Raw genomic sequence first — 13,511 nt, forward strand, 5'->3', positions numbered from 1 at the left:
AAGTAGCAATTTATTTTGTTTGTAAAACAGGCTTCATTTATACATCTAGTATATTTGCGCAAACGCTTTTGGCATGACGGAAAAGGATTTTATTCCACAAGAAAATTTAATTTATCCTAAAAAAGGAAAAGTAGCTTATAAAGCACCAAGTAATATTGCTTTGGTAAAATACTGGGGTAAGAAAGAAAATCAAATTCCAGCTAATCCATCGGTTAGCTTTACACTAGATGCCTGTGCTACAAGAACAATAGTTACTTATCAGCAAAAAAAAGATAAAAGCGATTTTTCTTTTGATTTGTTTTTTGAGGGGAAACCAAAAGAAGACTTTAAACCAAAAATTGAAACTTTTTTAAAGCGTATAGAAAGTTATTTACCCTATTTAAGACAGTATCATTTTACTATAGAAACTTCCAATTCTTTTCCGCATAGTAGTGGTATTGCATCTTCTGCCAGTGGTATGGCAGCCTTAGCTTTATGTTTGTTGGAAATAGAAAAGGAAGCAACTTTAAACCAGGATTCAGAGTTTTTTGACCAAAAAGCTTCTTTTTTGGCCAGATTGGGTTCTGGTAGTGCATGCCGAAGTATTAAAGGAAGTTTGGTGCAATGGGGAGAACATAAAGGTCTGGAAACCAGTACGGATTTGTTTGGGGTAAACTATCCAAAAAAGGTTCATGATGTTTATAAGAGTTTTCATGATACCATTCTTTTGGTACACAAAGGCCAAAAAACGGTAAGTAGTACGGTGGGTCATAATTTAATGAACGGGCACCCGTATGCAGTAAGCAGGTTTGTACATGCCCATACAAATTTAGCTGCCCTGGAAGCCGTTTTTGCCAATGGCGATTTAAAGCAATTCATCAGTATAGTAGAAAGTGAGGCACTTACGTTACATGCCATGATGATGAGTAGTACCCCATATTTTATACTAATGATGCCCAATACGTTGAATATTATCAATGCTATATGGGCTTATCGTAAAAAGACTCAAATACCCGTATGTTTTACGTTAGATGCAGGGGCAAATGTTCATGTGCTCTATCCAGAATCGTACAGTAAAGAGGTTATTACATTTATTAAAACAGAGTTAGTGCAATATTGTGAGAATGGGCATTATATTTGCGATCGTGTAGGGGAAGGCGCAAAAAAAATAAATTTGAAATAATTTTCTTACAGTTTCTAACGTTATTGAGTTCTTAATTATTTGGTATAAATTAAGTTGTAAATAGAATTTCAGCTATTTTTGTTTAACTTTATATAAGTTTCTGTTTAACAAAGGACCGTTAGGTTATAAAAATTATGAAAGGACCATTATTTTATTCAAAAATCTTACTCTTTGGTGAGTATGGAATTATCAAAGATTCTAAAGGACTTTCTATTCCCTACAATTTTTATAAGGGTGCATTAAAATCAGCTAAAGAGCTTTCTACAAGCGCAAAACAGTCTAACGAAAGCCTAAATAGGTTTGCAAGTTATCTTGAAAACCTACAATCAGAAGATTTGGTGTTATTTGATATAAAAACACTTAAAAATGATATTGCCAACGGCATGTACTTTGATAGTTCTATTCCGCAAGGCTATGGGGTTGGTAGTAGTGGGGCTTTAGTAGCCGCTATTTATGACAAATATGCACAAGATAAAATTACGGTTCTAGAAAATCTAACGAGGGAAAAATTGTTGAAATTAAAGACCATTTTTGGTAAAATGGAATCCTTTTTTCATGGTAAGAGCTCTGGATTAGACCCGTTGAATAGTTATTTGAGTTTACCCATCCTTATTAATTCCAAGGATAATATAGAGTCTACTATTTTACCAACTCAGAATAAAGAGGGTAAAGGTGCTGTTTTCTTATTAGATAGTGGAATGGTAGGAGAAACCGCTCCTATGGTTCAAATATTTATGGAACAAATGAAAAACGAGGGCTTCAGAAATATCATTAAAGAAAAATTCGTTAAACATACGGATGCTTGCGTAGAGCATTTTCTTAATGGAGATATCAAAGGGCTATTTGGCCACGTAAAACAACTATCTCATGTTGTTTTGGATAATTTTAAACCAATGATTCCAAAACAATTTCATCAACTTTGGCAAAAAGGAATTGAATCTAACGATTACTATTTAAAACTTTGTGGTTCAGGAGGGGGAGGCTATATCTTAGGTTTTACGGAAGATATAGAAAGAGCAAAACAAGCCTTAAAAGGGCACAAACTAGAAGTAGTCTACAACTTTTAGTAGACTATGCTAAGCCGAAAAAACAAACTCCTTTTATTTAAATTATTAAGTTTATTCTCTGTTGTAAGAGGGTATAACGTGCTTATAATTACCTTGGCGCAGTACTTGGCCAGTGTCTATATATTGGCTCCGGATTGGCCGTTAAGAAAAGTGGTTTTAGATATTAACCTCTTTTTAATTGTCACCGCATCTGCCTTGGTAATTGCCGCTGGTTACATTATAAATAACTTTTATGATGCGGAAAAGGATTTAATTAACAAGCCTACCAAGAGTATGCTAGACCGCTTGGTAAGCCAAAAGTTTAAGTTAACTACCTATTTTGTTTTAAATTTTGTATCCGTAGTTGCGGCCAGTTATATATCGTTTAAGGCCGTGCTGTTTTTTTCTGCCTATATTTTTGGTATCTGGATCTACTCACACAAGTTAAAACGGATTCCGCTTGTAGGAAATTTAGTTTCTGCTACCCTAGCCATTTCTCCATTCTTTGTCGTTTTTGTGTACTATAAAAATTTCGAGGCTGTAATCTTCGTTCATGCCATCTTTTTATTCTTACTTATTCTATCTAGGGAAATGATAAAAGATTTAGAAAACTTGGCAGGAGATATTGCCCAGAACTATAAAACTTTTGCTATTGTATACGGAGTTTCTAAGGCTAAACTATTAATTGGCAGTCTATTATTACTTACAATTATACCGGCCTATTTATTAATACATGATTTTAAAGTGGGCTACATGTATTTGTATTTTTATTTGTGTATTGGTTTAATTTTGGCAGTATTGGTACTCCTCTTTAGAGGCACTTCTAAAAAACAGTATGTTTATATACATAACCTACTTAAACTTATTATAGTTCTTGGCGTTTTTAGTATTTTATTAATAGATGTAGATTTAGTTCTAAATAAGGTGATTTAGAAAAGAATAGCCAAATAATTGATAATAGTATTAGTTGCTATCTTTTATCAACTACATTTGCAAAAAATTTAAAGACTGATGAGAAAATCAGACAACGAACGCAATCGTAGACCTTCTAACAACAAAGGAGGCAATTTTAAGAAGAAACCTTTTACTAAAGGCGGACCAAGACCTAAGAAGGCTGCTCCACAAAAGACTAATAGTAATCCAGATTTAATTCGTTTAAACAAGTATATAGCCAATGCAGGTATTTGCTCGCGTAGAGAAGCAGATACTTTTATTGCAGCTGGTAACGTTACGGTAAACGGTAAACCGGTAACAGAACTTGGTTATAAGGTAAAGAAATCTGATGATGTTCGTTTTGACGGTAGAAGGTTAAATCCAGAGAAAAAAGAATATGTTCTTTTAAACAAACCTAAAAACTTTATTACCACTACTTCTGATGATAAAGGCAGAAGAACAGTAATGGAATTGGTTTCTAGTGCGTCTAAAAATAGATTATACCCTGTTGGCCGTTTGGATAGAAATACCACGGGTTTATTGTTGTTCACCAATGATGGTGAGATGGCTAAAAAGTTAACCCATCCAAAACATAACGTACGTAAAATATACCATGTGCATTTAGACAAGGCCCTTACCATGCGAGATTTGCAGCAAATAATGGAAGGACTAACCTTAGAAGACGGATCTATCACTGTAGATGAGGTAAGTTATGTTCAAGGAGCAACCAAAAAAGAAGTAGGTATTGAAATACATTCTGGTAAGAATAGAATTGTTCGTCGCATATTTGAACATCTGGGTTATACCGTTGTTAAGCTAGACCGTGTGGTATTTGCCGGACTTACCAAAAAAGATTTACCAAGAGGCCATTGGCGTTTTCTAACCGAACAAGAGGTGATTAATCTTGGAATGATACGATAAATTTAAAGACCGGCTTAAACGTCGGTTTTTTTATGTATTGAAGTCGCCTTTTATGGTTTTGCGCTAATTAAAATTGGGATTATATAGTACTTTTCCTAATGTGAAGAATTGGTTACATATACTATTTAAAAAACCAGAAAAAAACAGCTCCTTTAAGTGGAAGCACATGCCATTTTTGCTTAAGGAAACCTATTTGTCTTGGATAGACAAAGACCCATTTAAGCTTAGTGCGGTTACCGCCTATTATGCTATTTTATCCTTACCAGCATTTTTAATTATGGTACTTAATTTAGTAGGTTCTGTTTGGGAAAAAGACTTGGTTCACGGGAAATTATTTGGTGAAATTGCTTCGGCCTTAGGTCCAGACACCGCAATGGCCATTCAGAATATGATTGCCAATAAAGGTGATGAAAATACTTCTTTGACAACCACAATATTGGGTGTAGGTATTTTGTTATATGGCGCAACAGGTGTTTTTTACCAATTACAAAACTCCCTAAACGAAATTTGGAACGCTAAAACCAATTATGCCAATGGCATAATTGCCATGTTTGTTGGTAGAATAAAAGGTTTGGGGTTTATATTAATACTTGGTTTTCTGTTGTTAATCAGCTTTATTTTAACCTCTTTGCTATCCGTATTTTCAGAACAATTATCTAGTTTATTTAGCATTGTAGATCTTAGGTGGGCCATGGTCGTAGATTTCTTGTTCTCCTTTGTATTTATATCACTCTTGTTTGCAGCTATGTTCAAATACCTTCCCAGCACGGTAGTTCCTTGGAAAGCCGTAAGTAGGGGAGCCATATTAACCGCAATTTTGTTCCTGATAGGCAAATACGTTTTGGCATTCTATTTTAGCGAAGCAGAGCCCAGTTCTACCTACGGAACAGCAGGCTCTGTCATATTGGTAATGCTTTGGGTCTCTTATTCAAGTTTAATCGTATTTTTTGGGGCTAATTTCACCAAAGTATTTCAAGATAAATACCTAACTGATTCTAGTTTGGATTAATCAAAAGCAAAACCCCTGCCACCTCTATAATTCAACACTATACCATGAAAATTTCCCAAGGGTGAATTAGAGTTTGCGCTAGAGTAATTGTATAATACCCTAAAGTTTTTAAAGGCATAAAGACCGGCGAATAAATTTAAACTACTGCTGCTTCTAAAGCCCGCACCTACTTCTACTATATTTTTATAGCTTACGGATACGTTGGCATCTATTTGAAAGGGAGCCCCCGCTTCGTGTTTAAGCAAAACGCTTGGTTTCATTATGTAGGTTGGGTCGTATTTGTTAGTGATGAAATGATAACCCAAATAGCCATAAATAGGTCGTGTAAGGTTTAGGTTTTGGGAATTGGCAAAGGTATCTCCTAAAATATTTGGTGCGGATATACCCGCAAAAAAGTTTTCATGTCCAAAAAGGAAACCTAGTCCTGCCATAGGTAAGGTCTCATTTATATTCTCGGAAAAATTGGAATCGTTCTGTATTTGCAAGCTTAAAAGGTCTTCATTATAACTAAGCACTCCTGCCGTTACGCCAAAAGAGAGCACTGTTCGTTCAAAAACCTGCCAATAGGGTCTGTTTTTTTTCCAATCAAAAAATAGTTTATACGAATATGCGGCAAACGCCTGTGTTGCTTTTGTGACGCCTATTTCGTCTGAAATTATAGCTGCGCCTAGCCCCATTTTACCTTGCTGTAAAGGGGCGCTAAAGCTAAACGTTAGGTTTTTGGGCGTGTTTTGTATTTCACTGCCAAACCCAGAATTACTCAATACGGCCTCCGTTCCAGTAAAGGAGCCCGAATAGGCAGGGTTTATCAAGAACGGATTTGCATTATATTCTGCAAATACAGGTGTTTGCTGGCAGAAAGAATAGTTTATTCCTGCTATTACAATAGCTAAGTAAATTAGTTTTTTTATTTGGTTCATAGCTTATCTTTTTAAGACAACAAAGCCTTTGGTTGTTTGTAGGTTGTGATTTTCTGGTAAGATTATCTTGAAGAAATAGGTGCCCTCTGGTAGTTGGTCGGCCCCTAATCCCGTAAGTTGGTTTGCCTGTCCGTTGAACACTTTGTCCGTATTGTTGTAGCCATCAATTTTAAAGACAAGGTCTCCCCATCTGTTATAGATAAATACGGTGTTTTCAGGATAAGCTTCTATACCGTTGATTTCCCAGAATTCGTTAACTCCGTCACCATCTGGAGAAAAACCATATTTAGAAGCAACTTTTTCTTCTTCTGGTTCTTCTTCCGTAACAAAGGAGTCTATACTGCAATTTTCAGCATCTCCTAAGGCATTGTAAGGAGTTATTGTTACGTAAATTTCCTGATTATATGGTAAGTTTTCTGAAAATAAATATTCCGTTAACATACCAACATCAGTTCTAGGAACTATTTCAGCACCACCAGCAGTTGTTCCTATGATCAAGTAGTATCCATCTGCATTTGCTACAGCGTTCCAACTCAAATCGGTAGCAATTGAAACGTCCGTTGACCCATTAAGTGGAGCACTTAAACTCGTACAACTAGGAATAGTAGCCACGGTTTCGGTAGTAAACGATTCTTCGGAACAACCGGTGGCATCTCCTACAGCATTGTACGGAACTAGAGTCACGAATATCTGTGTATTCTCCGGTAAATCGTTGGGCAGGTCAAAAGTAGTCCCAGCCACATCTTCATTATCCAAAATATCATTACCTCCTGAAGTGGTACCCACGGTTACGAAATAGCCATTAGCATTGGCCACAGTATTCCAACTTAAATCGGTAGCAATTGAAACGTCCGTTGACCCATTAAGTGGAGCACTTAAACTCGTACAACTAGGAATAGTAGCCACGGTTTCGGTGGTAAAGGATTCCTCAGTACAAGCTGTAGCGTTACCCACACTGTTATACGGAACAATAGTTACGAATATTTCCGTGTTTTCAGGTAAATCGTTGGGCAGGTCAAAGGTAGAGCCTGTGACATCCTCGTTATCCAAAATATCATTTCCTCCTGAAGTGGTACCCACGGTTACGTAATAGCCATCAGCATTGGCCACAACATTCCAACTTAAATCCGTAGCAATTGAAATGTCCGTGGCTGCATTAAGTGGTGAACTCAAACTAGTACAATTAGGAATGGTAGCCACGGTCTCCGTGGTAAAGGATTCCTCGGTACAAGCTGTAGCATCTCCTACAACATTGTACGGAACTAGGGTCACGAATATCTGTGTGTTTTCAGGTAAATCGTTGGGTAGGTCAAAGGTAGAGCCTGTGACATCCTCGTTATCCAAAATATCATTTCCTCCTGAAGTGGTACCCACGGTTACGAAATAGCCATCAGCATTGGCCACAGCATTCCAACTTAAATCCGTTGAGATAGAAACGTCCGTAGCTGCATTAAGCGGTGCACTTAAACTAGTACAATTTGGAACAGTAGCCACGGTCTCTGTGGTAAAGGATTCTTCAGTACAACCTGTTGCATTACCTACACCGTTATAAGGTACAATCGCCACGAATATTTCGGTATTCTCCGGTAAATCGGCTGCTAGGTCAAAAGTAGTCCCAGACACGTCCTCATTATCCAAAATATCATTACCACCAGAGGTGGTGCCCACGGTTAAGTAGTACCCATCCGCATTTGCAATGGTATTCCAACTAAGGTCGGTTGAAATGGAAGTTTCCGTCGCCCCGTTTAAGGGATGACTCAATTGGGTACATGCAGGTAAGGTAGGTAAAGTTTCCGTTGTAAAGGATTCTTCGGTACATCCTGTAGCATTTCCTACCGCATTATATGGAACTAGGCTAACGAATAACTGTGTGTTTTCAGGCAAATCGTTGGGTAGGTCAAAAGTAGAGCCTGTCACATCTTCATTGTCTAAAATGTCATTTCCTCCAGAAGTAGTGCCCACGGTTACGTAATAACCGTCAGCATTCGCCACAGCATTCCAACTTAAATCGATAGCAATTGAAACGTCCGTAGCTGCATTAAGCGGTGAACTCAAACTGGTACAGCTGGGAACAGTAGGCAGGGTTTCGGTGGTAAAGGATTCTTCGGTACACCCGGTAGCGCTTCCGAAGGAATTATATGGTACTATTGTCACGAATATCTGTGTGTTCTCCGGTAAATCGTTGGGCAGGTCAAAAGTAGTCCCAGCCACGTCCTCATTATTCAAAATATCATTACCACCAGAGGCAGTACCTACAGTAAGGTAGTAGCCATCTGTATTGGTAGCTGCATTCCAACTAATGTTTGTTCCAATAGCCACATCTGTGGCAGCGTTTAATGGCTCGCTCAATGAGGTACAGTTAGGTGGGTCAGATAACGTTCCGGCTCCCGTAGTAAATGATTCTTCCGAACACCCTGTAGCATCTCCTACAGCATTGTATGGGATAATACGAACGTAATGCATTCTGTTTGCTTGCAGGTCTGAACCAAAGGCGTATGTGGTGGTATTGCCAACATCTATATTATTTACTACTTCTATACCACCGGAGGTGGTGCCTACACTTACTAAATATCCGGTAGCGTCTGCAACTGCATTCCAGCTTAAACCCGTATCAACAGCAACATTTACTGCCCCGTTCGCAGGGCTAGTAATTGTAGTACATGATGGGGGAACTGGAATAAACTCCGTTCTAAAAGACTCTTCAGTACAACCAATAGCTGGCCCAACGTCATTGTAAGGGAAAATGGTTACATAAATTAAAGTGTCTTCTGGTAAATCCGCAGAAAAATCATATTCGGTTACATTACCCACATCTTCATTGTTAACTAAATCCGTGCCTCCAGAGGTCGTACCTACATTGATTCTATATCCATCTGCATTGCTTACAATAGTCCAATTTAAATCGCTATCAAAAGAAACATCGGTAGCATTGTTTAACGGTAAGGTAAGGTTCGTGCAATCTGGAGCAGTTGGTGGGTTATTGGTTACGGTAAAACTCTCCTCTGTACAAGGTCCAACCGCATCGCCATTTTCATTAGATGGGATTATGGTTACATAAACCGTAACACCTGGGTTAAAATCCGCAGCAAATTCAAATGAGGTGTTATTCACTACCACTTCGTTATTTAAGATATCTGTTCCTCCTGGTGATGTGCCAACAAATAATTTGTATTCCCGAGCAAATTGAACCGCTTCCCAAGTAATGTTCGTATTAACAGGAACATCCACAGCTCCATTTAAGGGTGCAACCAATTGGGTACAATCGGGAATAGGACAATCGAGAACATCACCAGAAAATATCCATCCAAAATTGTCTATCATAGATTGGCGTTCTTCAACTGCATCACAATAGGGTAGTGTATTGGCTCCAAGGTTAATACCTGGGGTAGGGTTTTGTTCAGACCAAGCGATTAAGGTATTATCGTAGTTTTCTCTTGTGAGTGCCGTATCATCCAACATGCCTTGCATGTTGGTTACATTTTCTATATTCCAATCGCCTAAATATCGATTAAACGAAGTGGCATCATGAAACATATCTCTCATAGAAACGGTGCCAATTAACCATTGGTCAAAAGATTGATCTAGCGCACTTGCACCAAAGAACATCCTCTCCATATTGGTTACCCCGTTTACCCGCCAATTATTTAAACTTTGGTTGTAACTACTAGCGCCATTGAACATATCTTGCATGGTAGTTACTGCCCTAACATTCCAATCATTTATGGAGCTGTTAAAGGAAGTTGCTTCTTGGAACATGCCACGCATAGTGGTTACCGAGGCCACGTTCCATGCGTTTAAAGATTGGTTAAAAGCACTAGCTTCTCTAAACATTTCTTGCATGGTAGTTACAAAGGAAGTATTCCAACCAGAAATATCTTGGTCAAAAACAATGGCACCATAGAACATTTCTTGCATGTTTTGAGCCTCACCGGTATCCCAAGAATTAAGGGGTTGGTTAAAAGCCTCTGCTTCTTTGAACATGGAATCGAAATTGGTGACTACCCCTACGTTCCAATTGCTCAAGGGTTGATTAAATGCTAAAGCTGATTCGAACATGGAGGGCATAAGGGTTACCGAACTTACATTCCAAGTATTGATTGGCTGATTAAACACTTCGGCATGTTCAAACATAGCACTCATATTCGCAACAGCACTAACGTCCCAATTGTCTAAGGGTTGGTTAAATACTTGAGCGCCCCTGAACATACCGCTCATGTTTACAACAGAGTTCACATCCCAATTGTTCATGGGTTGGTTGTAAGAGATGGCATAATTAAACATGTTACTCATGTTAGTTACGTTAGTTACGTTCCAGCTATCAATATTTTGATTAAAAGCCTCAGCTCTAGAAAACATGGAATTCATAGTGGTAACAGCACTAACATTCCAATTATTCAGTGGTTGGTCAAATGCCGTTGCGTCGTAGAACATTTGGGTCATATCTGTAACAGATGATACATCCCAACTATTGATGTCTTGGTTAAACAGTTCCGCGTCATAGAACATAGCAGACATATCCGTTACATTTGCCGTATTCCAGTTATCTAGTGGTTGGTTAAATACTTCTGCTCTTTGGAACATTTCTGACATATTGGTTACCTGACTTACATTCCAACTATTTATAGGTTGATCAAAAGCCGCTGAGCTTTGAAACATGCGTGCCATATCCGTAACATTACCAGTATCCCAACTACTCAAATCTTGGTTAAAATCATCTGTTCGGGCGAACATAAAATTCATGTTGGTAACTTGGCTAACATCCCAATTGTCCAAAGGTTGGTTAAATAATTGAGCAGCCCCAAACATTCCACTCATATTGGTAACATTGCTGGTATCCCAACTGTTTAGTGGCTGATTAAAAATATGTGTAGATATAAACATGCTACTCATATTAGTTAAGTTACTAACATCCCAATTGTCTATTGCGCCATCAAATAGGTGACAACCTGCAAACATACTGGAGGCTATCTCTACTTGAGAAAGATTGGGGACATCTGTAGCATTGTATTCCATATTGCTACAACCGTAAAATGCATAATTCATAGATTGCCAAACTTGGGTTCCCCATTGATCTATAGAAATAAGTTTAATATGGTCAGAATTGCTAACCCAATGGTAAGGAGCAGGAAAATCTCCAATAATAGCTACGGTATAAACACCAGGAGTTAAGTATGTATGTATAATTTCGCCAGTAACATTATTATTATATTGTCCATCTCCCCAATCAATAGAATAGTTGTAGGTTAGATAATCTGGATAACCGGTATTAGCTTCAATTTTTAACTGATTGGCAGGTGTTGAGCCAGATTCTGTTATGCTAGTATCGTAAGTTAATTTAAAGGCATCTGGACTATTTACCCAACTTTCAACCACGGTAAACGATAGTTCTTGGCAACCTGTTGCGGGACCTTCGGCATTATAGGGTACTACGGTGACATAAACCGTATCACCAGCCTGAAATTCATTGGAAAAACTAAGACCAACCACATTACCTACATCATAGTTGTTTAAAGTATTCCCGCTTAAAGAAGCGTAGTTTCTATTACCGCCACGTTCAATTTCTAGGGTAATTCGATACCCGTCCGCATTTGGTGCTGGGTTCCATCTAATATCACTATTGGCAGGTGTCATAGTATCTCCTGCTGCCGGCATGGTAATTTCCGTACAAAGTACATAAGAACAGTTTACACTGTCTCCAGTAATAGTCCAACCGTTGGTATCTATTAATCCTTGCCTTTGATTTAATGCATCGCAATATTGTAGTCCGTTAGCACCTAAACTAACCCCATTCTGAACGGCTTGGCCTGCCCAACCAATTAAGATGTTATCATAGTTTTCTTGTGATAAACCACTGTTAGAAAGCATGTTATTCATTTGAGTGGCGTTAGCAATATTCCAATTGGCTAGATTTTGATTAAAGGAACTCGCATTTAAAAATATAGCGGTAAATCGTGTTACATTGGAAACGTTCCATGTGCTAATGTCCTGATTAAAATCTGTTGCCAATCTGAACATATCTCTTAGGCTATTAATACCAGATACATCCCAGTTATCTAAGGGTTGGTTAAATACCGTTGCACCAAAGAACATACCTTCAATTGCTGTAACACTACTTATATTCCATGAGTTTAAGGGTTGGTTAAAAGCGGTTGCTTCGTTAAACATAGAACTCATATTCGTAACATTGCTAACGTCCCAGTTGTCTATATTTTGATTAAAAGCTGGGTTTTCTTCGAACATACCTCGCATGTTGGTTACCCCACTAACATTCCACATACTGATGTCTTGATTAAATGCGTAGTTATCTCTAAACATGTATTCCATGTCTGTTACGTTACTTACATCCCAATTATCCAAGGGTTGGTTAAAAACAGCACCCCATATCCAACCATCAAACATCTCGGACATGTCCGTAACGTTGCTTACGTTCCAATTGTTTATGGGTTGGTCAAATGTTCGATTTCTATGAAACATTTGAGACATATTGGTTACATTACTTACATTCCATAAGTTTAAAGGTTGATTAAACTGTGATTCCCTGAAAGTGGCTTCCATTGAAACTACATTACTCACATTCCAATTGTTTATGGGTCTATTAAATGCGGAACCTTGAAATGTACCAGTTAAATCTGTGATATTGCTAACGTCCCAATTGTTCAGTGGTTGGTTAAAACGGCCTGTGTATCTAAATGTTCCAATTAAATTGGTAAGATTGGAGATGTTCCAATTATTAATATTTTGGTTAAAAGAAGAAGCTTCTGATAAGAAATACTCCATATCTGTAACCGATGCAACATTCCAATTGTCCAAAGGTTCATTAAATGCCCTTGCTCTGTGAAATGTGTAAGACATATCCGTGATATTGGCCGTGTTCCACAGGTCTAATGGTCGATTAAAAATGGAACATTCTTGAAACAATCCTGATATATTGGTTATGGTACTTACATCCCAATTATTAACTATGCCGTTAAAAGAATAACAATCTCTAAACATGTTTTGTAGCGTAGTTGCCTGAGATAGGTCTGGTGCATCAATGGCATCAAAATTTAAGTTTTCGCAACCAAAAAAGGCATTTTCCATGGTTTGCCATTGTATGGTTCCCCAAGCCAAAATTTCAATGATTTTTAGTTTATCACTGGCGTTTTCATCGTTAAAATAGATAGATGGAAAGGTGCCACTAATTTCTATAGTATACGTGCCAGCAGTTGCATACGTGTGGGTTATGTTGCCGGTAACTCCGGTATCTATGTTGCCGTCTCCCCAATCAACATCATAATTATACGTAGTGTAGGCTGGGTTAGTAGGTATGGTAACTTGGTTATTTGCAGAAGACCCCGATTCTGTATTGTTGGTATTCCATATAGATCTAAAAGACTGACCATGTACATTTACTACAAGTAAAAAAATACAACTGAAAAGTAATTTTTTAAACATATACTTAGGTTTGGTTTGGTAACAACGATAATTAGAGGGTGTTATTTTTTTGCCGTACAAACCACCGTTGGTTTTGTTGTAAAACT

General features: G+C 37.9%; 7 protein-coding genes. 5 read left to right on the forward strand and 2 right to left on the reverse strand.

Annotated features, from left to right (window positions below; genetic code table 11):
- Positions 1-73 precede the first annotated feature (73 nt).
- From ACXAGS_RS03415 to ACXAGS_RS03435, 5 genes are all read left to right on the forward strand, one after another.
- Complete coding sequence (locus ACXAGS_RS03415; RefSeq protein ID WP_474904522.1) at positions 74-1,162, forward strand: diphosphomevalonate decarboxylase; 1,089 nt, start codon at positions 74-76, stop codon at positions 1,160-1,162.
- Positions 1,163-1,296: 134 nt separating this feature from the next.
- Entirely contained in the window at positions 1,297-2,229 is a 933-nt protein-coding gene (locus ACXAGS_RS03420) for a mevalonate kinase family protein (RefSeq protein WP_474904524.1), read from the forward strand.
- A 6-nt stretch (positions 2,230-2,235) separates the two neighbouring features.
- The gene (locus ACXAGS_RS03425) at positions 2,236-3,141 is read left to right on the forward strand and encodes a geranylgeranylglycerol-phosphate geranylgeranyltransferase (RefSeq protein ID WP_474904526.1); all 906 of its coding nucleotides are present in this window, start codon (positions 2,236-2,238) and stop codon (positions 3,139-3,141) included.
- Between the two features lie 78 nt (positions 3,142-3,219).
- Positions 3,220-4,062: a pseudouridine synthase gene (locus ACXAGS_RS03430; protein ID WP_474904527.1), complete on the forward strand. Its 843-nt coding sequence runs from the start codon at positions 3,220-3,222 to the stop codon at positions 4,060-4,062.
- Between the two features lie 166 nt (positions 4,063-4,228).
- On the forward strand, positions 4,229-5,071 hold the full coding sequence (locus ACXAGS_RS03435; RefSeq protein ID WP_474904528.1) for a YihY/virulence factor BrkB family protein: 843 nt from the start codon (positions 4,229-4,231) through the stop codon (positions 5,069-5,071).
- Here ACXAGS_RS03435 and ACXAGS_RS03440 read toward each other — a convergent pair.
- Together ACXAGS_RS03440 and ACXAGS_RS03445 are read right to left on the reverse strand one after the other, a co-directional pair.
- A complete protein-coding gene (locus tag ACXAGS_RS03440; protein ID WP_474904530.1) occupies positions 5,068-5,991 on the reverse strand; it encodes a PorP/SprF family type IX secretion system membrane protein in 924 nt (307 codons plus the stop codon). The two genes, ACXAGS_RS03435 and ACXAGS_RS03440, sit on opposite strands and share 4 nt — an antisense overlap.
- Before the next feature lie 3 nt (positions 5,992-5,994).
- Entirely contained in the window at positions 5,995-13,425 is a 7,431-nt protein-coding gene (locus ACXAGS_RS03445) for a BspA family leucine-rich repeat surface protein (RefSeq protein ID WP_474904531.1), read from the reverse strand.
- Positions 13,426-13,511 lie beyond the last annotated feature (86 nt).

Source organism: Croceivirga sp. ABH4_376 (assembly GCF_056160685.1).